General features: G+C 75.1%; 22 protein-coding genes. 3 read left to right on the top strand and 19 right to left on the bottom strand.

Annotation, left to right across the window (positions count from 1 at the left end; all coding sequences use genetic code 11):
- Window positions 1-197: 197 nt before the first annotated feature.
- The 3 genes from ACFU5J_RS18200 to ACFU5J_RS18190 form a co-directional block, all read right to left on the bottom strand.
- Window positions 198-1,343 carry a winged helix DNA-binding domain-containing protein gene (locus ACFU5J_RS18200; protein WP_430576411.1) on the bottom strand — a complete coding sequence of 382 codons (1,146 nt, stop codon included), beginning with the start codon at window positions 1,341-1,343 and terminating at the stop codon, window positions 198-200.
- Window positions 1,344-1,418: 75 nt separating this feature from the next.
- A complete protein-coding gene (locus ACFU5J_RS18195) occupies window positions 1,419-2,579 on the bottom strand; it encodes a branched-chain amino acid aminotransferase (protein ID WP_430576412.1) in 1,161 nt (386 codons plus the stop codon).
- Window positions 2,580-2,811: 232 nt separating this feature from the next.
- Window positions 2,812-3,855: a 3-isopropylmalate dehydrogenase gene (locus ACFU5J_RS18190; protein ID WP_430576413.1), complete on the bottom strand. Its 1,044-nt coding sequence runs from the start codon at window positions 3,853-3,855 to the stop codon at window positions 2,812-2,814.
- A 141-nt stretch (window positions 3,856-3,996) separates the two neighbouring features.
- Between ACFU5J_RS18190 and ACFU5J_RS18185 the strand changes: the two genes are divergently transcribed.
- On the top strand, window positions 3,997-4,710 hold the full coding sequence (locus ACFU5J_RS18185) for a methyltransferase domain-containing protein (RefSeq protein ID WP_430576414.1): 714 nt from the start codon (window positions 3,997-3,999) through the stop codon (window positions 4,708-4,710).
- A 26-nt stretch (window positions 4,711-4,736) separates the two neighbouring features.
- Here the strand turns inward: ACFU5J_RS18185 and ACFU5J_RS18180 are convergent, their stop codons facing one another.
- Window positions 4,737-5,267: an ASCH domain-containing protein gene (locus ACFU5J_RS18180; RefSeq protein ID WP_430576416.1), complete on the bottom strand. Its 531-nt coding sequence runs from the start codon at window positions 5,265-5,267 to the stop codon at window positions 4,737-4,739.
- A gap of 59 nt (window positions 5,268-5,326) precedes the next feature.
- Between ACFU5J_RS18180 and ACFU5J_RS18175 the strand changes: the two genes are divergently transcribed.
- A complete protein-coding gene (locus ACFU5J_RS18175) occupies window positions 5,327-5,761 on the top strand; it encodes an NUDIX hydrolase (RefSeq protein ID WP_430579664.1) in 435 nt (144 codons plus the stop codon).
- 23 nt (window positions 5,762-5,784) lie between these two features.
- Here ACFU5J_RS18175 and ACFU5J_RS18170 read toward each other — a convergent pair whose 3' ends face one another.
- From ACFU5J_RS18170 to ACFU5J_RS18135, 8 genes are all read right to left on the bottom strand, one after another.
- A complete protein-coding gene (locus tag ACFU5J_RS18170) occupies window positions 5,785-6,315 on the bottom strand; it encodes an ASCH domain-containing protein (protein WP_430579663.1) in 531 nt (176 codons plus the stop codon).
- Between the two features lie 128 nt (window positions 6,316-6,443).
- A complete protein-coding gene (ilvC, locus tag ACFU5J_RS18165; RefSeq protein WP_430579662.1) occupies window positions 6,444-7,472 on the bottom strand; it encodes a ketol-acid reductoisomerase in 1,029 nt (342 codons plus the stop codon).
- 90 nt (window positions 7,473-7,562) lie between these two features.
- Complete coding sequence (gene ilvN / locus ACFU5J_RS18160; protein WP_430576420.1) at window positions 7,563-8,084, bottom strand: acetolactate synthase small subunit; 522 nt, start codon at window positions 8,082-8,084, stop codon at window positions 7,563-7,565.
- A gap of 28 nt (window positions 8,085-8,112) precedes the next feature.
- Window positions 8,113-9,936, bottom strand: a complete 1,824-nt coding sequence (locus ACFU5J_RS18155) for an acetolactate synthase large subunit (RefSeq protein ID WP_430576421.1) — start codon at window positions 9,934-9,936, stop codon at window positions 8,113-8,115.
- 273 nt (window positions 9,937-10,209) lie between these two features.
- Window positions 10,210-11,298, bottom strand: coding sequence for an ABC transporter permease subunit (locus ACFU5J_RS18150; RefSeq protein WP_430579661.1), 1,089 nt, complete (start codon window positions 11,296-11,298; stop codon window positions 10,210-10,212).
- Window positions 11,295-12,341 (bottom strand): ABC transporter ATP-binding protein, encoded by a 1,047-nt coding sequence (locus ACFU5J_RS18145; protein WP_430576423.1) that lies wholly within the window; start codon window positions 12,339-12,341, stop codon window positions 11,295-11,297. The genes ACFU5J_RS18150 and ACFU5J_RS18145 overlap by 4 nt, the downstream gene beginning before the upstream one ends.
- Window positions 12,342-12,481: 140 nt before the next feature.
- Window positions 12,482-13,801 (bottom strand): VOC family protein, encoded by a 1,320-nt coding sequence (locus ACFU5J_RS18140; RefSeq protein ID WP_430579660.1) that lies wholly within the window; start codon window positions 13,799-13,801, stop codon window positions 12,482-12,484.
- Window positions 13,802-13,897: 96 nt separating this feature from the next.
- The gene (locus ACFU5J_RS18135) at window positions 13,898-14,398 is read right to left on the bottom strand and encodes a carboxymuconolactone decarboxylase family protein (protein WP_430579659.1); all 501 of its coding nucleotides are present in this window, start codon (window positions 14,396-14,398) and stop codon (window positions 13,898-13,900) included.
- Between the two features lie 46 nt (window positions 14,399-14,444).
- On the opposite strand from ACFU5J_RS18135, the gene ACFU5J_RS18130 reads away from it, so the two are divergent.
- On the top strand, window positions 14,445-15,905 hold the full coding sequence (locus ACFU5J_RS18130; protein WP_430579658.1) for a PLP-dependent aminotransferase family protein: 1,461 nt from the start codon (window positions 14,445-14,447) through the stop codon (window positions 15,903-15,905).
- On the opposite strand, the gene ACFU5J_RS18125 is transcribed toward ACFU5J_RS18130, so the two are convergent.
- The 7 genes from ACFU5J_RS18125 to ACFU5J_RS18095 all read right to left on the bottom strand — a co-directional run bounded on the left by ACFU5J_RS18125 (window position 15,841) and on the right by ACFU5J_RS18095 (window position 22,653).
- On the bottom strand, window positions 15,841-16,167 hold the full coding sequence (locus ACFU5J_RS18125) for a 4a-hydroxytetrahydrobiopterin dehydratase (RefSeq protein WP_430576427.1): 327 nt from the start codon (window positions 16,165-16,167) through the stop codon (window positions 15,841-15,843). The genes ACFU5J_RS18130 and ACFU5J_RS18125 overlap by 65 nt on opposite strands.
- Window positions 16,168-16,199: 32 nt before the next feature.
- Entirely contained in the window at window positions 16,200-16,778 is a 579-nt protein-coding gene (locus tag ACFU5J_RS18120; RefSeq protein ID WP_430579657.1) for a pyridoxamine 5'-phosphate oxidase family protein, read from the bottom strand.
- 62 nt (window positions 16,779-16,840) lie between these two features.
- A complete protein-coding gene (ilvD, locus tag ACFU5J_RS18115; RefSeq protein ID WP_430579656.1) occupies window positions 16,841-18,550 on the bottom strand; it encodes a dihydroxy-acid dehydratase in 1,710 nt (569 codons plus the stop codon).
- Window positions 18,547-19,380: a PaaX family transcriptional regulator C-terminal domain-containing protein gene (locus ACFU5J_RS18110; RefSeq protein ID WP_430579655.1), complete on the bottom strand. Its 834-nt coding sequence runs from the start codon at window positions 19,378-19,380 to the stop codon at window positions 18,547-18,549. Before ACFU5J_RS18110 ends, ilvD begins: the two co-directional genes overlap by 4 nt.
- On the bottom strand, window positions 19,377-20,648 hold the full coding sequence (locus ACFU5J_RS18105; protein WP_430579654.1) for a kynureninase: 1,272 nt from the start codon (window positions 20,646-20,648) through the stop codon (window positions 19,377-19,379). The genes ACFU5J_RS18110 and ACFU5J_RS18105 overlap by 4 nt, the downstream gene beginning before the upstream one ends.
- Window positions 20,645-21,709, bottom strand: a complete 1,065-nt coding sequence (locus ACFU5J_RS18100) for an amidohydrolase (protein WP_430579653.1) — start codon at window positions 21,707-21,709, stop codon at window positions 20,645-20,647. Before ACFU5J_RS18100 ends, ACFU5J_RS18105 begins: the two co-directional genes overlap by 4 nt.
- 35 nt (window positions 21,710-21,744) lie before the next feature.
- Window positions 21,745-22,653: a tryptophan 2,3-dioxygenase gene (locus ACFU5J_RS18095; protein WP_430579652.1), complete on the bottom strand. Its 909-nt coding sequence runs from the start codon at window positions 22,651-22,653 to the stop codon at window positions 21,745-21,747.
- Between the last annotated feature and the right edge of the window lie 81 nt (window positions 22,654-22,734).

Below are 22,734 nucleotides of genomic sequence, written 5' to 3'. Positions count from 1 at the left end.
AACGTCGTGGAGCTCTGGGCGATCAGGTCAACAAAAAAGACCCTCCGGGGTACGGAAGGTCTGCGCGTCCGGCGGGTGTGCCGGACGCGCTACGCAATGATGAGCGAGCGACGCTGGTACGCGAGGCGTGTCATGGGCCACATGGTGCCACACCCGCGCGGCGCCCCGACAGCACGTCCACGCCGCGGGCGCTCGGCTCAGGCGGGCAGCGACCATGCGACGGACCTCTCCGCGGCGTCGGGCTCGAGGTAGGCGAGCAGCGCCGCCGCCTCCGCCTCGGCCTCCTCGCGCGCCGCCGGGGCGACCTGCTCCAGCTCGACCACGCGCAACGTGGCCCGCTCGCCGTCGCGCTCGGTGGACCACGTGCCGGCCACCCGCCCGTCGACGAGCAGCGTGGGCAGCACGTCCGCGTTGCGCCGGTAGACCTGCGGGACGGCCGCCGGGGTGACGAGGCGGTCGCGCACGTCGTGCGCCACGAGCAGCTGGTCCCACCGGGCCAGGAACCGCGGCGGGGCGGCGGCGTCCCCCGGGGCGAGGTCCGCGCCGTCGAGGTCGAGCAGCTCCCGCCCGTCCGGCGCCTCGTAGGCGCGCAGCTCCAGCAGCGCGAGGGCCCGCTTCAGCGCCCCGACGCCCCGGATCCCCACCCCGCGCGCGACGTCGCGGGCCGACGCCGGCCCGAAGGCGGCCAGGTAGCGCCCGACGACGCGGGCCCGGGCCTCGTCGGGCGGGACCTCGGGCAGCGGGTGCGGCAGCCGGTCGGCCAGCCAGCGGGTGCCGTCCTGGTACCGCACCGCCACGTGGGAGCCCCACAGCCCGCTCGGGGGCACGTGCACGAGGCCGCCGCCCGCGCTCGCGAGGCGCCACCACGCGCGGCTGACGCCGCCGGGGATCGCCGCGACGGCGTCGACGCCGGGGTACTGCTCGGCGGCGAAGGACTCCACCTCGTCGAGGGTGCGCGGCTCGGCGCAGTACGCGCGCACGGCGGCGTTGAGGCCGGCGAGGTCGACGCCCGCCCGCCGGGCGCTCGCGCGCCAGGCCGCGAGCCGCTGCTCCGCCGAGACGGCGTCGAGCAGGGGCCACACGTCGGCGGGCACGAGGTGCAGGGTGGACCGCATCACGGTCGCCTTGACCACCACGCCGTCGGTCAGGGCCTCCTCGAGCGCCGCGATCGTCTGCCCCGAGCGCCGCGACCAGAGCGCGACGTACGGCATGTCGGCGTGCTGCGCCTGCAGGCCGCCCACCCGCCCGACGACGGCGGGGACGTCGTCGTCGGACCGGGTGAGCAGCTGCTGGCGCGCGAGGGTGGTGCGGTTGAGCGCGTCCGCCGTGATCGGGGTTGCCATGCGGTGTCGGGCCTCCGTCCGTGGTCGTGACCGACCCCGCCCGACCGTCCCGCGGCAGACCCGCGCGGCGCCGCGTCAGGCGAGCCGGCGCATCCAGCCGTGCCGGTCCGCGGCCCGACCGTACTGGATGTCGGTGAGCTCGGCACGGATCGCCATGGTGAGCTCGCCGGGCTCGCCGCCCGAGACCTGGTGGTCGAACGAGTCGCCGGCGAGCCGGCCGACCGGGGTGATGACCGCCGCGGTGCCGCACGCGAAGATCTCGCGCACGCTGCCGTCGGCGAGCCCCGCCGCGACCTCGGCGAGCGGGATCCGGCGCTCCACGACGTCGCGGCCGTGGTCGGCGGCGAGACGCAGGATCGACGAGCGCGTCACGCCCTCGAGGATCGAGCCGGTGAGCTCGGGCGTGTGCACGGCCCCGTCCGCCATGACGACGAACACGTTCATGCCCCCGAGCTCCTCGAGGTACGTGTCCGACGTGGCGTCGAGGAAGCACACCTGGTCGAAGCCCTGCTCCTGCGCGATCATCTGCGGCAGGAGGCTGGCGGCGTAGTTGCCGCCGCACTTGGCGTCGCCGGTGCCGCCCGGCCCGGACCGGTGGTAGTCCTCGGCCACCCAGATCGACACGGGCTTCACGCCGCCCGCGAAGTACGGGCCCACCGGCGACGCGATGACCAGGTACTCCACCTCGGCCGCGGGCCGCACCCCGAGGAACGACTCGGACGCGAACATGAAGGGCCGCAGGTACAGGCTGGAGTCCTCGCCGGACGGCACCCAGGCGAGGTCCGTGCGCACGAGCGCCGCGATGGACCCGATGAAGTCGTCCACCGACAGCCCCGGCAGCGCCAGCCGGTGCGCCGAGCGGGCGAACCGCGCCGCGTTGGCGTCGGGGCGGAAGGTCCAGACCGTGCCGTCGTCGTGACGGTAGGCCTTCATGCCCTCGAAGATCTCCTGCGCGTAGTGCAGGACGGCGGTCGCGGGGTCGAGCTGCAGGGGCCCGTACTTCTCGATGCGGCGGTCGAGCCAGCCGTCGCCCTGGCGCCAGCTGATGCGGGCCATGTGGTCGGAGAAGACGGTGCCGAACTTCGGCGCCTGCAGCGCGGCCTCGCGCTCGGCGTCGGGCGTCGGGCTGTCCGTCTCGCGCACGTCGAAGAGGGCGACGAGGTCCTCGAGCTCGGCCGGGAGGATGCCCGGTCGGTCGGTGCTCGCGGCGGAGGCGGTGGTGCTGGATGTGGTCATGATGCGGGGCCCTTTCACCGGGTGACCCCTGTAGTTTTCCACGACCGCGCATCCCGTGGGCACCGGCGTCGCTCCGACCACAGCGGCCACCCGGACACGAAGAAGACGGCTCGGAGGAGACGCCGGGTGATCGATGGGGATGACGGCCGGGGCGGGCGGTGGCTCGGACGACTCGTCCGACGGCGCGGCGCGGGTGGCGCCGCGCCGTCCGGTGACGACGGTGGGGCTGTCGTCAGCCGTTGACGCGAGCGGCGAGGTCGCGCCCGACCTCGGCCGTCGTGCGTACTCGGTCGCCGCGCTCCACGAGGTCGGCGGCGACGGCCGCCTCCACGCGGGCGGCCTCCTCGGCGAGGCCGAGGTGGTCGAGCAGGAGGGACACCGACAGCACGGTGGCGGTCGGGTCGGCCTTGCCCTGCCCGGCGATGTCCGGGGCGGAGCCGTGCACCGGCTCGAACATCGACGGCGCGGTGCGGTCCGGGTTGATGTTCGCCGACGCGGCGAGGCCGATGCCGCCGGTGATCGCGGCGGCCTGGTCCGTGAGGATGTCGCCGAACAGGTTGTCGGTGACGATCACGTCGAACCGCGACGGGTTGGTCGTGAGGAAGATCGTGGCGGCGTCGACGTGCAGGTAGTCCGTCGTGACGTCGGGGAACTCGGCGTTGACGGCCTCGACCGTGCGGCGCCACAGGTGCCCGGCGTGCACCAGCACGTTGTGCTTGTGCACCAGCGTGAGGTGCTTGCGGGGGCGGGCCTGCGCACGGGCGAAGGCGTCGCGCACGACGCGCTCGACGCCGAACGCGGTGTTGACGGAGACCTCGGTCGCGATCTCGTGCGGGGTGCCGACGCGCAGCGCGCCGCCGTTGCCCACGTAGGGGCCCTCGGTGCCCTCGCGCACGACGACGAAGTCCACCTCGCCGGGGTTCGCCAGCGGGCTCGTCACGCCGGGGTACAGCTTGCCCGGGCGGAGGTTGACGTAGTGGTCCAGGGAGAAGCGGAGCTTGAGCAGCAGGCCGCGCTCGAGGACGCCGGACGGCACGCTGGGGTCGCCGATGGCGCCCAGCAGGATCGCGTCGTGGCCCTTGATGGCCTCGAGGTCGGTGTCGGTCAGCGTCTCGCCGGTCGCGTGCCACCGGCGCGCGCCCAGGTCGAACTCGGTGGTGGAGACCTTGACGTCGGCCCCGGAGACCGCCGCCTCGAGGACCGCGAGGCCCTGCTCCACGACTTCGGTCCCGATGCCGTCGCCGGCCACCACTGCCAGGTCGATGCTCCGCGTCATGAGGGCGAGCCTAAGCCCGCGGGGTCATGATGCGGACAGAAATCTCATTCCTCGGACAGGCGGCGTCGTGACCTCGCAGGTCACGGGCGGCCACCCGACAATTCCCTTGGCCCGCGCGCCCCGCTCGCCCACGATCGCCCCATGACCTCGGACGACGACCTCCGGCCCTACTTCGACGCGGCCGCCGCGAACCTGACCTTCAACTCCCCGCTCGGCGCCGCGCGGGTGGCGGACCTCCTCGAGCGCCTCGCTCCCCCGGCCCCCGACGCCCGCGTCCTCGACCTGGGCTGCGGCTCGGGCGAGCTCCTGCTGCGGCTGTGCGCGCGGCACGGCCTCGCCGGCGACGGCGTCGACAAGCACCCGGGCGACCTCGAGCGCGCGCGGCGTGGCGCGGCGGAGCGCGGCCTCGGCGACCGGGTGGCCTTCCACGAGGCGGACGCGTCGGCATGGGACGGGACGGCGCCCGTGGTGCTGAACGTGGGTGCCGGGTACATCTGGGGCGACGCCCCGGACGCGTTCGCGGCCCTGCACCGGCACACCGCGCCCGGCGGCCTGCTGCTGTTCGGCGACGGGGTGTACGAGGCCGAGCCGGACGCGGACGTGCGCCGGGACTTCGGCGACCTGCCCGACCTCGCGGGCCTGGCCCGTGCCGCCACGGACGCCGGCTTGCGCGTGCTGCACGCCGCCACCTCCACGCAGGCCGAGTGGGACGACTTCGAGTCCGACTGGCGCGCCGGCATCGAGCGCGTCGGGACGCCCGGGGCGCGCGCCTTCGCCGACCGGCGACGCGACGAGTACCTGGGCGGCTACCGCGGCGTGGTCGGCTTCGCCTGGCTGGTCCTCACCCCGGCGTGACGCCGTCCTCGACGGACCGCCGCGACTCAGGCGCGGAACAGCACCTTGAACCGCTCGCAGACGACGGGCATCGTCGGGTCGAACTCGCGCCCGATCTGCTCGAGCGTGCGCCGCCAGTAGCGCTCGTGCCCCGCGCGCCAGTCGGCGAGGGAGCGGTCGCCCTCGCCCTCGGCGGCGGCGTGCTCCGCGGTCACGTCGTCGAACGGCACGGTGTCGACCCGGGTGGTCTTGATGAGGAGGCGCGGCGCGCCGGTGCCGTCGAGCACGATCGACAGGTCGCCCTTGCGCGGCAGGGGCTCCTCCGCCGCCTCGTACTCCCACACGGCGGCCGCGGTGCCGGTCTTCACGCCGTCGAGCACCAGCTGGAGCAGCTCGTCGGCCAGCTCGGGCGAGTCGCCGAACGACCACGCCGGCGGCGGCACGACGTTCTCGGACCGCTCGCCCACCGCGCCGCCGTGGCTGGTGCGGCCGGCGCTCGGCCGGGCGACGTCCCAGAACTGCGTGATGCGGTCGGCCTGCTCGGCGTCGGTCAGCCCAGCGTTCGCGTCGTCGGTCATGCCGACCATCCTGCCAGGCCACGGCGCCGCAGGCCGGTGCGGCATGGCACGATGCCGGGATGTTCACGCGCGTCGCCGCCTACGCCCTCGTCGTCGAGGACGACCGCATCCTGCTCCCCCACTGGTCCGGCGGCACCGGGTCGGGCTGGACGATGCCCGGGGGCGGCATCGACCCCGGCGAGCACCCCGAGGACGCGGTCGTGCGCGAGCTCCGCGAGGAGACCGGCTACGACGTCGTCGTCGACGGCCTGCTCGGCGTGGACAGCATCGTCGTCCCCACGGAGCAGCGGTTCGACATCGGCCTCGGCGCCCCGACCGAGCCGATGCACGGCATCCGCATCGTCTACCGCGCCCACGTCGTGGGCGGGGAGCTCTCGGTCGAGGCCGACGGCACCACCGACGGCGTCGCCTGGCACCACCTGTCCGACGTCGACGCCCTCGACCGCGTGGGCCTGGTCGACGTCGTCCGCGGCTGGGCGGGCCTGCTGAGCTGACGGGAGAACGCGCCCGGCCGCCGTCAGGCCGGGAAGAGCACCGTGAACCGCTCGCACACCACGAGCATCGACGGGTCGAGCTCGCGCCCGAGGGACGCGAGCGCGTCGCGCCAGGCCCGCTCGTGCTCCGTGCGCCACGACTCCAGCGTGCGGTCGCCCTCGCCCTCGAGGTGGGCGTGCTCGGCCGTGACCTCCGCGAACGGCACGATCTCGACCCGCACGGTCCGGATCAGTGCGCGCGGCTCGCCCCGGCCGTCCAGCACGATCGACAGGTCCCCCGGGGCGGGCACCGGGTCGCCGACGTCCTCGAACTCGACGACGAGCGACGCCGCGGCCGTCTTGCGCCCCTGGAGCACCAGGGCGAGGAGCTCGTCGGCGAGCCCGGGCGAGTCGCCGAACGACCATGCGGGCGGCGGGACGGCGTCCGCCGACCGCTCCCCCGACGCCCCGGCGGGGCCGGCGCGCCCGGCGCTCGGGCGGGCGTCGTCCCAGAACTCCGCGATGCGTGCTGCCGGCGGGTCGCCCGTCGGAGGACGGCTCGTGTGGTCGCTCATCCCGGATATCCTTCCTGGCCGACCTGTGTCCGCCCCCCGGAGGGCCCCGGCACCTCCGGACGCACGTGCGGCCGCCGGCCGGGGGTCTCCCGGGCGGCGGCCGCGCGCGTCGCTGCTGACGGTGTGGGTCAGCGAGCGGCGCTGCCCTCCGTGTAGTCGGAGTCAGCGGGCTTGATCCACGAGAACATCTTCCGGAGCTCGCGCCCGGTGGTCTCGATCGGGTGCGCCTCGCCCTTCTGGCGCAGCGCGGTGAACTCGGGGGCGCCGGCGTCCTGGTCGGCGATGAAGCGCTCGGCGAAGGCGCCGTTCTGGATGTCCGCGAGGACGGCCTTCATGTTCTCCTTGACGTGCGGGTCGATGACGCGCGGGCCGGAGACGTAGTCGCCGTACTCGGCCGTGTCGGAGACGGACCACCGCTGCTTGGCGATGCCGCCCTCGACCATGAGGTCGACGATGAGCTTCAGCTCGTGCAGCACCTCGAAGTACGCGACCTCGGGCTGGTAGCCCGCCTCGGTCAGCGTCTCGAAGCCGTACTGGACCAGCTGCGAGGCGCCGCCGCACAGCACGGCCTGCTCGCCGAAGAGGTCGGTCTCGGTCTCCTCGGTGAACGTGGTCTTGATGCCGCCGGCGCGCAGGCCGCCGATGCCCTTCGCGTAGGACAGGGCGAGCTCCCAGGCGGAGCCGGACGCGTCCTGCTCGACGGCGACGATCACGGGCACGCCGCGGCCGTCGACGTACTCGCGGCGCACGAGGTGGCCCGGGCCCTTGGGGGCGACCATGAGGACGTCGTGGCCGGCCTCGGGCTTGATGTAGCCGAAGCGGATGTTGAAGCCGTGCCCGAAGACGAGCGCCGCGCCCTCGGCGAGGTTCGGGGCGATCTCGTCGCGGTAGACGTGCCGCTGGACCTGGTCCGGCGCGAGGATGACGACGACGTCCGCCTCCTTGACGGCGTCGGCGACGGTGAGCACGCGCAGGCCCTCGTCCTCGGCCTTCTTCGCGGACGCGGAGCCCTCGCGCAGGCCGACGCGGACGTCGACGCCCGAGTCGCGCAGGTTCAGCGCGTGGGCGTGCCCCTGGCTGCCGTAGCCGATGACGGCGACCTTGCGCTGCTGGATGATGGACAGGTCGGCGTCGTCGTCGTAGAACAGCTCAGCCACGGTGATGCTCCTCGGTCTCGATACTTCGATTCGGTACTGCTGGTCGGTTTCTCGGTGGTCACCGGCAGGGGTGACGGTACGCGAACGGCGTCAGGCCGTGCGTACCCGCTCCAGCGCTCGGTCGGTGATGGACCGCGAGCCGCGGCCCACCGCGAGCGTGCCGGACTTGACGATCTCGCGGACGCCGTACGGCTCGAGCGCGCTGAGCAGCGCGGACAGCTTCGCGTCGGTGCCCGTCGCCTCGACGACGACGGTGTCGGGCACCACGTCCACGACGTGGGCGCGGAAGAGGTCGACGACCTCCAGCACCCCGGCGCGGGTGGCGGCGTCGGCCCGCACCTTGACGAGCAGGAGCTCGCGCTGCACGGACGACTCCGGGTCGAGCTCGACGATCTTGATGACGTTGACCAGCTTGTTGAGCTGCTTGGTCACGTGCTCGAGCGGGTGCTCCTCGACGTCGACCACCACGGTGATGCGCGAGATCTCCTCGTGCTCGGTGGGGCCGACGGCCAGGGAGTGGATGTTGAACGCGCGCCGCGCGAACAGCGCGGTGACGCGGGTGAGGACGCCCGGCTTGTTCTCGACCAGCACGGACAGGGTGTGACGCGACATGGTGGCTCTCCGTCTCTGCTCGCGCCGGTCAGTCTTCGCGGTCCCACGCGGGCGAGATGCCGCGCGCGTACTGGATGTCGTCGTTCGGCACGCCGGCGGCGACCATCGGCCACACCATGGCGTCGCGCGAGACCTGGAAGTCGATGACCACGGGGCGGTCGTCGATCTCCTGGGCCCGCTTGATCGCGGCGTCGACCTCGTCCTCGCGCTCCACGCGGATGCCCTCGCAGCCGTACGCGTCGGCGAGCTTCACGAAGTCGGGGATGCGCTTGGTGCCGTGCCCGGTGTGCAGGTCGGTGTTGGAGTAGCGCTCGTCGTAGAAGAGCGTCTGCCACTGCCGCACCATGCCGAGGGAGCTGTTGTTGATCAGCGCCACCTTGATCGGGATGTCGTTGATCGCGCAGGTGGCCAGCTCCTGGTTGGTCATCTGGAAGCAGCCGTCGCCGTCGATGGCCCACACCTCGCGGTCGGGCTCGCCGACCTTGGCGCCCATCGCGGCGGGGACCGCGAAGCCCATCGTGCCGAGGCCCGCGGAGTTCAGCCAGGTGCGCGGCCGCTCGTAGCGGATGAACTGCGCCGCCCACATCTGGTGCTGCCCCACGCCCGCGGCGTAGATCGCGTCCGGGCCGGCGAGCTCGCCGAGGCGGGAGATCACGTGCTGCGGCGACAGGTGCCCGTCGGCGGTGGGCGTGTAGCCCAGGGGGTAGGTCTCGCGCCAGGTGTCGAGCTGGTGCCACCACGCCGCCAGGTCCGGCTTGCCCACCTTGGCGTGCTCGGCCTCGAGCGCCGGCACCAGGTCGGCGATCACCTCGCGCAGGTCGCCCACGATCGGCACGTCCACGGGGCGGTTCTTGCCGATCTCCGCGGGGTCGATGTCGGCGTGCACGACGGCGGCGCTCGGGGCGAAGCTCGACAGCCGGCCCGTGACACGGTCGTCGAAGCGGGCGCCGAGGGCGACGACCAGGTCGGCCTTCTGCAGCGCGGCCACGGCGGGCACCGTGCCGTGCATGCCCGGCATGCCGAGGTGCTGCGGGTGGCTGTCGGGGACGGCGCCCCGTGCGGTGAGGGTCGTGACGACGGCGGCGCCCGAGACGTCGACGAGCCGGCGCAGCGCCTCCGACGCGCCCGCGCGGATGACGCCGCCGCCCACGTACAGCACCGGGCGGCGGGCGGTGGCGAGCAGCTTGGCGGCCTCGCGGATCTGCTTGGCGTGCGGCTTCGTCACGGGGTGGTAGCCGGGCAGCGCCAGCTCCTGCGGCCAGGAGAACGTGGTGCGCGACGTCATCGCGGACTTGGCGATGTCCACCAGCACGGGGCCCGGCCGGCCGGTCGAGGCGATGTGGAACGCCTCGGCGATCGTGCGCGGGATCTCGTCGGGGTCCGTGACCAGGTAGGAGTGCTTGGTGATCGGCATCGTGATGCCGACGATGTCCGCCTCCTGGAACCCGTCCGTGCCGATGAGCGACTGCGCCACCTGACCGGTGATCGCCACCAGCGGCACCGAGTCCATGTGCGCGTCGGCGATCGGGGTCACGAGGTTCGTCGCGCCCGGGCCCGACGTCGCCATCGTGACGCCGACCCTGCCGGTCGCGTGGGCGTAGCCCTGGGCCGCGTGCCCGCCGCCCTGCTCGTGCCGCACCAGCACGTGGCGGATCTGCTTGGAGTCCATGAGCGGGTCGTAGAGCGGAAGGATCGCGCCGCCCGGGATGCCGAAGACGTTCTCGACGCCGACCGACTCGAGCGAGCGGACGATCGACTCGGCGCCGGTGACCTCCTCACCGGACACGGCTCGGTCGGCGGGGCGCGCGGTGCGCGCGGCCACCTGGGCGGGGGTCGGGTTCGGCTGGACCATCGGTCTCTCCTGCCGGTCGGTCTGGGCGAAGGGTCTGGCGAAAGGTGTCCGTGCAATAAAAAAGCCCCCGGTCCCGGGACGACGGGACTGACGAGGGTGAGCGCGCTGACGAAGCCTGGTGCGTGGGCCTAGTCGGCGCGCCCGGGAAGAAGTACTACGAGGATCGTCTGCACGGATCGAACGTTACGCCCGCCACCTCGCGATGTCACGTCGTGAGCCCGGTGTCCCACGATGCGGGACGCCGGGCTCACGACCAGGGGGTGACGCGAACGGTCAGCTCACGTCGCGGCGCCGGAAGACGACGATGGCGACCAGCGTGACCACCGCCGCGAGGCCGAGCAGCGTCAGCCCGCCCTGGGCCGTCGTGACGACGTGGTCCACCGGCGCGCACTCGTAGGTGCCGTCGGCGGCCGGGGCGCAGTTCTGGATCGTGAACACCGATCCGCCCTGCAGCCACGCCGTCAGGGCCGTGGTCGGCAGCCAGCGCTGCAGCTCGCCGGACGCGTAGCCGAACGCGAGGCAGACCCACGCCACGACGCCGACGACGCCGACGGCGGCCGCCGCGTGCTTGAGGAGCACGCCCAGCGCCACGCCCACCGCGGCCAGGACGGCACCGGCGACGACGAGCCGGCCGGTGAACGCCGCGACCTCGGCCCAGGTCGCGCCGGTGACGTCGCCCAGGGTGCCGAACGAGGCGTAGGCCGCGTAGGCACCCCCGACGAGCACCGCGAACCCGACGAGCACCAGCGGGACGGTGCCGATCGCGGCCGCGGCGGCCTTCGACCAGTACACGCGCCGGCGGCGCGGCTCGAACGTGAGCCACATCCCCAGCGACCCGCTGTTGATCTCCGCGGTGACGAAGCTGACGCCGACCACCAGGGCGAGGACGACCAGGAGCATCGCCAGGTCGTCGAGGGAGCCCAGGCCGCCCCACTGGTTCCACACCGAGGCACGGATCTCCTCGATCGCCGCCGCGCCGGCGTCGGCATCCGGTACGCCCTCCCCGGTCCCGAGCATCATCTCGCTCTGCTCGGCGTCGGGGACGAACGTCTGGGTCGGCGGCAGGTAGTTCTCGAGGCTGGGCGCCATCTGGTCGCAGCCCCACTCCTGGGGCGTCATGTCCTGGGCCTCGGCGTCGGCCTCGCAGTCGGCGACCCACTGCTCGCCCTCCTCCTCCCACATGGCCTGCTCGGAGGCGAACGCCGCCTGGGCGTCGGCGACCTCCCGCGCGCTCGGCGGCCTGGCCGTGCTGTACGCGACGAGGGTGCTCAGGGCCACCAGGACGAGCACGGCCGCGCAGGCCCATCGGGTGACCTTGCGGGCCCACAGCCTCCGCAGCTCCACGCGCAGCAGGCGGCTCATGCGTCCACCTCCGTCGTCGCGGCGTTCCCGGCGGCGTGCGCGGGCTCCGGCGGCGGGCCGCCCCGCTTGGTGCGGCCGCCCTTGTGGGTGTGGCCGCCCGGCGTCTCGTGCGCGGTCAGGCCGAGGAACACCGACTCCAGGTCGGCCTGCAGCGGCGCGAGCTCGTGCACCCAGACGCCGCGCTCGCCGAGCGCGCGGTTGACCTCCGCGGGGTCGGCGGCGCCGTCCACCACGAGCGCGTCGTGCTCGCGGCGCACCAGCAGACCGCCGGTCTCCAGCACGCTCGTCGCGATGGTGAGGTCCTGCGGCGACACGCGCAGCCGGACGGACCGCGTGGCGGTGCCGGCGCCGATGAGGTCGGCCACCCGGCCCGACGCGACGAGGCGACCGCGGGCGACGATCGAGACCGTGTCCGCGATCTGCTCCACCTCGGCGAGGATGTGGCTGGAGACCAGCACCGTCTTGCCCTGGTCGGCGAGGCCGCGCATCGTCTGGCGGATCTCCCGGATGCCGGCCGGGTCGAGCCCGTTGGTGGGCTCGTCGAAGATCAGCAGGTCGGGGTCCTTGAGGAGCGTCGCGGCGATGGCGAGGCGCTGCTTCATCCCGAGCGAGTAGGTGCGGTACTTGTCCCGCGCGCGCCCGGTGAGCCCGACCTCGTCGATGACGGCGTCCACGCGGCCCGCGGGCGCGCCGATCGCGTCGGCGAGCAGGCGGAGGTTGCGGCGGGCGCTGAACGCCGGGAAGAACTTGGGGCTCTCGACGATGGCGCCCACGCGGCCCACGACCTCGGGCAGCCGCCTCGGCACCTCGTGACCGAAGATCGTCGCGGTCCCCCGGTCGGGCCGGACCAGCCCGAGGAGCATGCGGATCGTCGTCGTCTTCCCGGAGCCGTTGGGGCCGAGGAAGCCGTGCACCCCGCCCACCGGCACCCGCAGGTCGAGGCCCTCGACCCCGACCGACCTCCCCCGCACGCTCCGGTACGTCTTGCGCAGGCCTCGCGTCTCGATCGCGAGCTCTGCGCCGACTGTCTCGGACACCGCCACCTCCTCGTGGCCGCGGAGTCACCGGGGCCCACTTCGTCGCCCCGGGCGCTCCGGCGCGCGCCCCGGAGCATAGCGGCGAGCCGGGGTCGGTGGTGGAGACGCACCGGCCCCGGTCAGCGGCTTCTCAGACTTTCACCCGGTCAGTCGGCGCCCCACGCCTCCGTGCGGCCCGGGACCACGGCGATGTCCACCTCGTTGCCCTCGGGGTCGGCCACGGTGCGCCAGAACGGTGACTCGGCGTCGCGCACCACGCGCCCGCCGGCGGCCACGGCCGCGGCGACCCGCGCGTCGGCGACGTCGGCCGGCACCATGACGTCCACGTGGATCCGGTTGCGCTGCTCGCGCGGCGCGTCCAGCTGCTGCAGGAACACCGACGGCCCGCGCAGCAGCGGGTCGTACAGGTCCGTCTCGCCCCGCTCCCGGTAGCCGAGCGCCGCGGCCCAGAACGCCTGCACGGCCGCGAGGTCCAGCGCGTCGAACGTGAGCTGCACGTCGCGCAGCTGGGCGGGCTGGGCGCGCAGGCCCAGGTCGCGGGCGGCGGCCTGCGCCTGCTGCGCCAGCCGCAGCCGGGCGTCGTCGATCCACCCGTCCTCCGGCGGCCCGACCCGAAGCGTCACCCCCGCGTAGCGGACGTCGGCGAACAGGGGCACGCCCGCCTCCTCCGCGGCGCGGGCCGCCCGCGCGACGAGCTCCACGCCCGCGTCGAAGCCGCCCGTCACGTAGTGCGCGCTGGCGCCCTGGAGCACCCGCCAGTCGTCCACGCCGCCCGCCGCGCGGAACTCCTGCGGGGTGAGCAGCCCCTCGGCCAGGTCCTCGTCGAAGCCCTCCCAGGCGACGACGTCGGCCTCGTTGCCCTCGGCGTCGGCGAGGGTCCACCAGTGCGGCACGAACTCCTCGGTCGTGACCCGCCCGCCGGCCGCGAGCGCCGCGTCGACGCGCGCCTGCCGCACGTCGTGCGGGACGAAGACGTCCAGGTGCAGCCGGTTGCGCAGCGGCCGGGGCTCGGACATCTCCTGGAACCAGATGCCGGGCCACCGGCCGTGCGGGTCCGCGAGGTCCTCGTTCGTGCGACGGTGCCCGAGGACGGCGCCCCAGAACGGCATGACCTGCTCGCGGTCGGCGGCGTCGATCGTCAGCTCGACCTCCTGCAGCGCGGCCGGGTCGGCGGCGAGCCCGAGGTCGGCGGCGGTCGCCGACACCTCGCGGGCCAGGGCGACGTCCCGCTCGCTCAGCCCGTCGACGTCGTGCGACACGACGCGCACGACGACGCCGTCCGGCCGCAGGTCCACGTCGGGGTGGTGGTTCGCGCCGTCCGCGAGCACCCGCACGCGCTCGAGGAGGACGGCGCCCTCCCCCGGCGTCCGGGTGCGGAAGAGGGCGCTCGCGCCCGTGCCGAGGGCCCGCCAGTCGGCGGTGCCCGCCGCGGCCTCGAACCCCGCCGGGGTGATCTCGTCGGGCATCGGCGCCTCCGTCCGTCGCGTGCCCGGGCCCGTCGCCCGGACCGCACCGGTCCACCCTGCCCCGGGGCCGCAGGCCTCGCGCGGCGAGGCCCGGCGTCAGCGGCGGCGGGCGGGCGACCAGCAGCGCGCGGTCGCGCCGATGCCGTTCCAGGCGACCACGGTGACCACGAGGGCGAGCACCGCCGCGGCGGCCTCCTCGCCCACCTCGGCCACCAGGCCGTCGACGACCGCGGCCGGCACCTCCGCCACGGACAGCCGCACCACCGCCTCGGCCAGCTCGAGCGCGGCACGCTCGGCCGCGGTGAAGAAGCTCGACTCGCGCCACACCGGCAGGGCCAGCAGGCGCTGCGCGTCCACGCCGGCGTCGAGGGCCGCCTGCGAGTGCAGGTCGACGCAGTAGGAGCAGCCGTTCAGCTGCGAGGCCCGCAGCCGCACGAGCTCGCGGACCGCGGGGGCGACGCCCGCGCGCTCGGCGTCGGCCGTGGCCGCGGCGTCCAGCGCGCCCATCGCCTCGGAGAAGGACGGCGCGAGGTGGTCGACGTCCAGGCGGCGCGGGACGCGGACGAAGGGGGCGCGAGGAGCGGTGTCGGTGGTCATGTCCTCGACGCTACGCGCGGGTGGACCATCGCTACAGTGCATTCTGATGACGGATTCCTGGGCCAATTCCTCGGGCCTCGACCTGCACCTGGCGCTCGGGGCCGCGCGGCCCGGCCGGGACCTCGAGGCCGCGCTGCGCGAGGCCGTGACGGGCGGCCGGATCGCGCCCGGCACCCGCCTGCCCTCGTCCCGGGCGCTCGCGGCGGACCTCGGCGTGGCGCGCAACACCGTCTCCGCGGTGTACGCGCAGCTCGCCGCCGAGGGCTGGCTCGCGTCGCGGGTCGGCGCCGGCACCTGGGTCACCCGGCCCACGACCACGGCGTCCGCTCCCCCGGCGCCGCCGGAGCCCGTCCGGGACCTGCTCGACCTGCGCGGCGGCATCCCCGACGCCTCCGCGTTCCCGCGCGCCACCTGGGCCGCGAGCGCCCGCCGGGCCGCCGCCGACGCCCCCGCCGCGCACCTCGGGTACGGCGACCCGCTCGGCGACGCCGTCCTGCGCCGGAGCCTCGCCGCCTACCTGGCCCGCGTGCGCGGGGTCCGGTCCGAGCCCGGGTCGCTGGTCGTGACGCACGGCTTCGGCGAGCTGCTCGCACTGGTGTGCCGGGTGCTCGCCGCACGCGGGGCCCGGGGCGTCGCCGTCGAGCGGTACGGCCACGCCGCGCACCGCGAGGTGATCGAGGCGGCCGGGCTGCGGGTCGTGCCGGTGGCGGTGGACGACGAGGGTCTGGACGTCGGCCGGCTTGCCGCCCTGCCCGGCGTCGACGCCGTCCTGGTGACGGCCGCGCACCAGTTCCCGACGGGGGCCGCGCTCGCCCCGGCGCGGCGGCGGGAGCTCGTCGCGTGGGCGGCGGGCACCGGGGCCCTGGTCGTCGAGGACGACTACGACGGCGAGTTCCGGTACGACCGGCGCGCGGTCGGGGCCCTGCAGGCCCTGGCCCCGGACCGGGTCGTGTACGCGGGCACGGCGAGCAAGGCGCTCGCCCCGGGGATCGGGCTGGCATGGGGCGCCGTCCCGCCCGCGCTCGTCGACGACCTCGCCCGCGAGCGCCGGCGGAGCGGGGTGCGGCCCGACCGGCTGGGGCAGCTCACCCTCGCCCGGTTCGTCGACGACCACGAGTACGACCGGACCGTGCGGCGCCGGCGCGCGGACTACCGCGACCGGCGGCGCCGGCTGCAGGAGGTCGTGGACGCGCGGCTGCCCGGGTGCCGGCTGGTCGGCATGGACGCCGGGCTGCACGGCCTCCTCGCCCTGCCGGTCGGCGTCCCGGAGCGGGCCGTCACCGGGGCGGCCGCCGCGCGCGGCCTGCGCCTGGCCGGCCTGGGCGACTTCGACGCCGCGGGACCCGGCGCGCCGGGCGCGGCCCCGCCGCACGTCGTCGTCGGTTACGGCGCCCCGCCCGGGCACCGCTTCGAGGCGGCGCTGGCGGCGCTCGTCGACGCGGTCAGTGCCGCAGGTGGTGGTGGTGCGGCTCGACCGGGACCTCCAGCTCGCGGGCGGCCTCGCTGATCCGGCGGGCCAGGTCGACGTCGCGCGAGGTCAGGCCGCCGGAGTCGTGCGAGGACGTGCGCACCGTCAGCGTCGCGTAGCGCAGGTCCACGTCGGGGTGGTGGTTCACGGCGTCCGCGATCTCGGCGATCGCGTCCACGAAGCGCGCCCCGGCCGCGAACGACCCGGTCTGGAAGACCGCCCAGGCGGAGCCGTCGTCCGCCTGCCAGTCCGCGACCCCGTCGGAGTGGTGGAACTGTCGGGGCGTGATCGAGTCGCTCATACGTCCAGCATCGCCTGCCGCCCCGGTGCTCGCTAGCCTTCCGCCTGACCTGCGGGGACGGGGTCGTCGTCGAACGCCGGCAGGCCGTCGATGCTGGTGCGGTTCTTCTGCCTCCGGTAGTCGGCCTGCCCCTCGGCGCCCTTGCGGTCCATGAACGGCGGCAGCAGGTCGCGCTCCCCCGCGTAGTCGAGCAGCGGCACCCCGTAGCCGCAGGAGTCCGACACCCGGTAGACGTCGACCACGATCACCGCGCGGGCGCCCCGCCTCTCGGGGAACCGCGGCGCCCACGCGGCGTACTCGTCGTCGTACAGCGTCACGACCCGGCCGCGGCCGTGCAGCCGGACGATGTTCGGCGGGCCGTCGAAGGCGCAGAACATCAGGGTGATGCGCCCGTTCTCGCGCAGGTGCGCGACGGTCTCCGCCCCCGACGCGGTGATGTCGAGGTAGGCGACGGTGTGCTCGTCGACCACCGAGAAGGAGCCGTCGATCCCCTTCGGCGAGACGTTGACGTGCCCGTCGCCCGCCAGCGGGGCGGTGGCGACGAAGAAGACGTGCTGGGACTCGATGAAGCTCCGCAGCCGGCCGTCGATGCGCTCGTGCACCTTTCCCATGCGGCAATCCTGCCCCCCCCCCCGCGCGCCTCCCGGTCGACGGGCGACCGCCAGGTGGTCGCTCAGCCCAGGACGGCCCCGCGCGAGGCCGACTGCACCAGCTTCGTGTACTTGGCCAGGACACCCCGCGTGTACCCGTGCGCCAGCGGCGCCCAGCCGTCCCGGCGGGACTCCAGCTCCGCGTCGTCGACGAGGAGGTCGAGCGTCTTGCGCGCGACGTCGAGGCGGATGCGGTCGCCGTCGCGCACGAACGCGATCGGCCCGGCGTCGACCGCCTCGGGCGCGATGTGCCCCACGCACAGCCCGGTGGTGCCGCCGGAGAACCGCCCGTCGGTCACGAGCAGCACGTCCTTGCCGAGCCCCGCGCCCTTGATCGCCCCCGTGATCGCGAGCATCTCGCGCATCCCCGGCCCGCCCTTGGGGCCCTCGTAGCGGATCACGACGACGTCGCCGGCGGTGATCGTGCCGTCCTCGAGGGCGTCGAGCGCGGCGCGCTCCCGCTCGAAGACGCGGGCCGTGCCCTCGAAGACGTCGGAGTCGAAGCCCGCCGACTTCACCACCGCGCCCTCGGGGGCGAGCGACCCGTGCAGGATCGTGATGCCGCCCGTCGGGTGGATCGGCCGGTCCAGCGCCCGCAGGATCTTGCCGTCCGGGTCGGGCGGGTCGATGTCCGCGAGGTTCTCCGCGACCGTGCGGCCGGTGACGGTGAGGCAGTCGCCGTGCAGCAGACCCGCGTCGAGCAGCGCCTTCATCACCACGGGCACCCCGCCGATGCGGTCCACGTCGTTCATGACGTAGCGGCCGAACGGCTTGAGGTCGCCGAGGTGCGGCACGCGGTCCGCGACCCGGGAGAAGTCGTCGAGGGTGAGCTCCACCTCCGCCTCGTGCGCGATGGCGAGCAGGTGCAGCACGGCGTTCGTGGACCCGCCGAACGCCATCACCACGGCGATCGCGTTCTCGAAGGCCTCCTTGGTGAGGATCTGCCGGGCGGTGATGCCGCGCCGCAGCAGCTCGACGACGGCCTCGCCGGAGGCCTGGGCGAAGGCGTCGCGACGGCGGTCCGCGGACGGCGGTGCGGCCGAGCCGGGCAGCGACATCCCGAGCGCCTCGGCGGCGGACGCCATCGTGTTGGCGGTGTACATCCCGCCGCACGCGCCCTCGCCGGGGCAGATGGCGCGCTCGATCCGGCCGACGTCCTCCTCGCTCATCAGCCCGCGGGCGCAGGCCCCCACGGCCTCGAACGCGTCGATGATCGTGACGTCCTTCTCCGTGCCGTCGGAGAGCTTCACCCAGCCGGGCATGATCGAGCCGGCGTAGAGGAACACGCTCGCGAGGTCGAGCCGCGCGGCCGCCATGAGCATGCCCGGCAGCGACTTGTCGCAGCCGGCGAGGAGCACCGAGCCGTCGAGGCGCTCGGCCTGCATCACCGTCTCCACGGAGTCCGCGATGACGTCGCGGGACACGAGCGAGAAGTGCATCCCCTCGTGCCCCATCGAGATGCCGTCGGAGACCGAGATGGTGCCGAACTCCAGCGGGTAGCCGCCGCCCGCGTGCACGCCGTGCTTCACCGCCTGCGACAGCCGGTCCAGCGAGAGGTTGCAGGGCGTGATCTCGTTCCACGAGCTCGCGACGCCGATCTGCGGTTTCGCGAAGTCGTCGTCCCCGAGCCCGACGGCGCGCAGCATGCCGCGGGCGGCCGTCGCCTCCAGACCGTCGGTGACCTGGCGGGAACGGGGCTTGAGGTCCGGGGTGGCTGCGGCGTCGGCGCTCATGGACCGAGCGTAGGGACCACGGCCCGCACGTGCGCGGCGGCGCGCGCGGCCAGCGCGGCGCGCAGCGCGGCGAACCGCGCGACGCCCGCCGTCCCCGGCCAGTCGTCCGGCAGCACGCCCGGCGGCAGCCCGGGGTCGCGGTACGGCAGGGGCCGCCAGTCGTCGACGGCACGCACCCAGCGCGCGAACGCCGCGGCCGGGTCGAGCGCCTCCCCGGCGGCCGGGTCGGGGTGGGCCGCCAGGAACGCCCGGTGCGCCCCCGCGAGGAGCGGCAGGTCCCACCAGCGGGCGACGGCGTCCGCGAGCGCCCCGGCGACGCGGGGCGTGCCGGTGAGGAACACCGTGGCCGCGTCGCGCAGGCCGAGCCCGTCGAGGATGCCCTCGACCTCGTCGGCCAGGTGGCCGGGGCAGATCCACAGCCCGTCCGCGACCGTGCCGCACCCGATGCCGGCCAGGCTGCGGCGCAGCCGGTGGCGCGCGTCGCGCCGCGCCTCGGGGATCGAGAACGACACCAGGCACCACGGGTCGCGGTCGCCCTGCGGACGGTAGGCGAAGATCCGCCGGTCGCCGCGCTCGAGCATCTCCTCCGCGCCCGGCGCGAGGCGGTACCCCGCCCGCCCGCCGGACTCCTCGGCCTCGAGCAGGCCCCGCGACTTCGCCCGCGAGACGGCCGACCGCGCCGCGCCGGGCGCGACGCCTGCCGCGCCGAGCAGCGCGACGAGGTCCGCCGCGGCCAGGTGCCCGCCCAGGTCGCGGGCGTACAGGCCCACGACCGTGCGCAGCAGCGACGTCGCGCTGCCGGGGCGGGCGTCCAGGTCGTCCAGGATCACGCGGTGCCCTCGACCCGCGCGGCGCCGGCCCCCGCGACCCCGACCAGCGCGTCCCGCACCGCCTCGACGCCGACGCGCACCTCGTCGAACGAGGTGGACAGCGGCGAGAGGCCGAGGCGCAGCCCGTTCGGGCGGCGGAAGTCGGGGATCACGCCGCGCTCCCACAGCAGCGGCAGGGTGTCGGCGAACGCGTCGTGGTCGACGGTCACGTGGCTGCCCCGGCGCTCGTCGTCCCGCGGCGACGCGACCCGCACGCCCAGGGGCACGAGCAGGTCGTCGACGAGCTCCAGCGCGAACCGGGTGAGCGCCACCGACTTGGCGCGGACGGCGTCCAGGCCGGCGTCGGCGACCAGGTCGAGCATGTCCTGCATCGCCAGCATCCCGACGATCGCCGGCGTGCCGGACAGGAAGCGCCGCACGCCGGCGTGCGGCGCGTAGGCGGGGCCCATCTCGAACGGCTCGGCGCTGCCCATCCAGCCCTGGATCGGCTGCACCAGCTCGTCCTGCAGGTCCGCGCGCACGTAGCCGAACGCGGGCGACCCCGGGCCGCCGTTGAGGTACTTGTAGGTGCAGCCGGCGGCGAGGTCGGCGCCCCAGCCGTCGAGCGCGACGGGCACCGCGCCGGCGGAGTGGCACAGGTCCCACAGCACCAGCGCGCCGGCGTCGTGCGCGCGCCGCGTGATCTCCGCGGCGTCGCTCACGTACCCCGAGCGGTACGCGACGTGGCTCAGCACGACCAGCGCCGTCCGCTCGCCCAGCACCGCGGAGACCTGGTCGGGCGTCACGCCGCCGTCGTGGTCCGGCGCGATCCAGCGCAGCGTGGCGCCGTGCTCGCGGGCGACGCCCTCCAGCACGAAGCGGTCGGTCGGGAAGTTGCCGGAGTCCAGGACGATCTCGTCGCGCCCGGCCGCCCGCGGCGCGGACAGCGCCGCGCGCACCAGCTTGTAGAGGACGACCGTCGTCGAGTCGGCGACGAACGTCTGGCCCGGTGCCGCGCCGAGGGCCACCGCGCCGATGCGGTCGCCGACGCGCAGGGGCAGGTCGTACCACTCCTCGTCCCAGCCGCGGATGAGGCGCGCGCCCCACACCTCGGGCGCGAAGCGGGCGAGCCGCTCGGCCGACGCCTTCGTCGGGCGGCCGAGCGAGTTCCCGTCGAGGTAGGCGGTCACCTCCGCGGAGTCGACGAACGCGGCCCTGAACCGGGCCAGCGGGTCGGCGGCGTCGAGCGCGGCGGCGCGGTCGCGACGGGTGGCGGCGTCGGTGGTCATGCGGCTCCTCCAGGTTCGGCGGGCTGGTCGGCGGGCTGGTCGGCGGGCTGGTCGGCGGGCTGGTCGGCGGGCTGGTCGGTGGCGGTGGGCGGGACGAAGGCGGGGTCCCGCAGGTCGGCGAGGTCGAGCACGACGGCGCGCGCGAGCCAGGCCGCGTGGACCGCGCCGACGTCCGCCCGCGCGGGCGCCGGGCCCGGCACGAACGACACGAGGCCGGCAGGCGGTTCGTCGCCGACCAGCGCCTGGAGCAGCGACCGCCGGCCGAGGCCGGCCGCCGCGAGGGCGGCGAGCTCGCGGGCGTTCAGCCCCACGGGCAGCGGTCCGTTGCCGAGGTCGGTGCCGTAGCGGACGCGTCCGCCCGCCACGGCGAAGCGGCGGACGTTGTCGAGCGCCACCTCGTGCTCGGGCGTGGGAGAGCCCCAGCCGTGGATGTCGAGCGTGCTGAGCCAGGTCAGGGGGCCCGGCGCCCTGGAGCCCCCCGTCGTCCCGCGGGTGGCCATGGCCACGAGCAGCTCGTCGGGCAGGCGCTCGCTGAACGGGGCGTGGGCCAGCCGGTCGACGCCCGCCGCGAACGCCCGCGCCGCCTGGCCCGGCCCCTCGGCGTGCGCGACGACGTCCCGCCCGTGCGCGTGCGCCCGGTCGACGACGGCGGCCAGGGTGGCGTCGTCGGGGGTCGGCCCGGCGTCGGCGTGCAGCGCGACCTTGACGAACGACGCCCCCGCGGCGACCTGCCGGTCCACGGCCGCGACGGCGTCCGCCGGGCCCGCGACCTCCTCGACCCAGCCGGCCGGGGCCCACGCCCGGTCGCTCGGGTACCCGCCCGGCGCGGTGAGGAACGCCCCCGCGTACGCGACGCGCGGGAGCGCCGGGTCGCCGGCCAGGGCCGCGACGTCGGCCGGGGTCCCACCCAGGTCGTGCACGGCGGCGACGCCGCGCGACCGCAGCGGCGCCGGGTCCACCAGCCCCAGGTGCACGTGCGCGTCCGTGAACGGCGGCAGCAGGGTGCCGGAGCCGGCCAGGCGGCTCCGCACCTCCGGCGGGACGTCTGCGGGGAGGACCACCGGGGCGAGGCCCGGGGGCACGAGGAGCGGGCCGGTCACGACCGCGCGCCCGGGCCGGCGGTCGCCCCGATCTCGGTGCGCACGGCGAACAGCTCGGGGAAGAACGTGAGGTCGAGCGCCCGCTGCAGGAACCCGACGCCGCTGGAGCCCCCGGTGCCGCGCTTGGTGCCGATGATGCGCAGCACGGTCTTCATGTGGCGGAAGCGCCAGAGCTGGAAGTTGTCCTCGAGGTCGACGAGCTCCTCGCAGGTCTCGTACGCCGACCAGTCCGACTCGGGGTCGGCGTAGATGCGGCGGAACACCTCGACGAGGTCGTCGTCGAGCGTGTGCGCGATGGTGACGTCGCGGTCGAGCACCCGCTGCGGCACGTCGTGGCCGTGCCGGGCGAGGTAGCGCAGGAACTCGTCGTACACGCTCGGCTCGGCCAGCAGCCGGGCGAGCTCGGCGCGCGCCTCGGGCTCGGCGTCGAACACCGCGAGCATGCGGGCGTTCTTGTTGCCGAGCAGGAACTCGACCGCCCGGTACTGCCAGGACTGGAAGCCGGAGGCGTTGCCGAGGAACCCGCGGAACTGGGCGTACTCGCTCGGCGTGAGGGTCGCGAGGACGGACCACTGCTCGGTGAGCGTGCGCTGCACGTGCTTGACGCGGGCGATGCGCTTGAGCGCCGCCCCGAGCTCGTCCGCCGCGAGGAGGTCGCGGGCGGAGACGAGCTCGTGCAGCACCAGCTTGAGCCACAGCTCCGTGGTCTGGTGCTGCACGATGAACAGCATCTCGTCGTGGTGCGCCGGCGTGCTGATCGGCTCCTGGGCGGCCAGCAGGCGGTCCAGGTGCAGGTACGAGCCGTAGGTCATGCGCTCGCGCAGGTCGGTGACGATCTCCGGCTCGAGCTCCCGCTCGTTGGGCGCGGCGGACGTCGGGGCAGGCTGCGGCGGCTGGTCGACCATGCGGCGAGCCTATGCCACGAACGTGACGCCCGACCAGATCGTGCAACACCGGGCGCCGGGGCGACCCGGCGCCCGGCGGCG

Source organism: Isoptericola sp. NPDC057559 (genome assembly GCF_042801555.1).
GTDB lineage: Bacteria > Actinomycetota > Actinomycetes > Actinomycetales > Cellulomonadaceae > Isoptericola.
The sequence above is the reverse complement of the archived record's forward strand: the minus strand, read 5'-3'. Positions and strand labels throughout refer to the sequence as shown.

Bases quoted from the DNA above. Each gene is read 5' to 3' on its own strand.
- ACFU5J_RS18130 (WP_430579658.1), top strand. From the start codon at position 14,445: ATGACGGATTCCTGGGCCAATTCCTCGGGCCTCGACCTGCACCTGGCG.
- ACFU5J_RS18185 (WP_430576414.1), top strand. From the start codon at position 3,997: ATGACCTCGGACGACGACCTCCGGCCCTACTTCGACGCGGCCGCCGCG.
- ilvN (WP_430576420.1), bottom strand. From the start codon at position 8,084: ATGTCGCGTCACACCCTGTCCGTGCTGGTCGAGAACAAGCCGGGCGTC.
- ACFU5J_RS18155 (WP_430576421.1), bottom strand. From the start codon at position 9,936: ATGGTCCAGCCGAACCCGACCCCCGCCCAGGTGGCCGCGCGCACCGCG.
- ilvD (WP_430579656.1), bottom strand. From the start codon at position 18,550: ATGAGCGCCGACGCCGCAGCCACCCCGGACCTCAAGCCCCGTTCCCGC.
- ACFU5J_RS18120 (WP_430579657.1), bottom strand. From the start codon at position 16,778: ATGGGAAAGGTGCACGAGCGCATCGACGGCCGGCTGCGGAGCTTCATC.
- ACFU5J_RS18135 (WP_430579659.1), bottom strand. From the start codon at position 14,398: ATGACCACCGACACCGCTCCTCGCGCCCCCTTCGTCCGCGTCCCGCGC.
- ACFU5J_RS18180 (WP_430576416.1), bottom strand. From the start codon at position 5,267: ATGACCGACGACGCGAACGCTGGGCTGACCGACGCCGAGCAGGCCGAC.
- ACFU5J_RS18105 (WP_430579654.1), bottom strand. From the start codon at position 20,648: ATGACCACCGACGCCGCCACCCGTCGCGACCGCGCCGCCGCGCTCGAC.
- ACFU5J_RS18150 (WP_430579661.1), bottom strand. From the start codon at position 11,298: ATGAGCCGCCTGCTGCGCGTGGAGCTGCGGAGGCTGTGGGCCCGCAAG.
- ACFU5J_RS18095 (WP_430579652.1), bottom strand. From the start codon at position 22,653: ATGGTCGACCAGCCGCCGCAGCCTGCCCCGACGTCCGCCGCGCCCAAC.
- ACFU5J_RS18125 (WP_430576427.1), bottom strand. From the start codon at position 16,167: ATGAGCGACTCGATCACGCCCCGACAGTTCCACCACTCCGACGGGGTC.
- ACFU5J_RS18200 (WP_430576411.1), bottom strand. From the start codon at position 1,343: ATGGCAACCCCGATCACGGCGGACGCGCTCAACCGCACCACCCTCGCG.
- ACFU5J_RS18190 (WP_430576413.1), bottom strand. From the start codon at position 3,855: ATGACGCGGAGCATCGACCTGGCAGTGGTGGCCGGCGACGGCATCGGG.
- ACFU5J_RS18140 (WP_430579660.1), bottom strand. From the start codon at position 13,801: ATGCCCGACGAGATCACCCCGGCGGGGTTCGAGGCCGCGGCGGGCACC.
- ACFU5J_RS18170 (WP_430579663.1), bottom strand. From the start codon at position 6,315: ATGAGCGACCACACGAGCCGTCCTCCGACGGGCGACCCGCCGGCAGCA.
- ACFU5J_RS18175 (WP_430579664.1), top strand. From the start codon at position 5,327: ATGTTCACGCGCGTCGCCGCCTACGCCCTCGTCGTCGAGGACGACCGC.
- ACFU5J_RS18195 (WP_430576412.1), bottom strand. From the start codon at position 2,579: ATGACCACATCCAGCACCACCGCCTCCGCCGCGAGCACCGACCGACCG.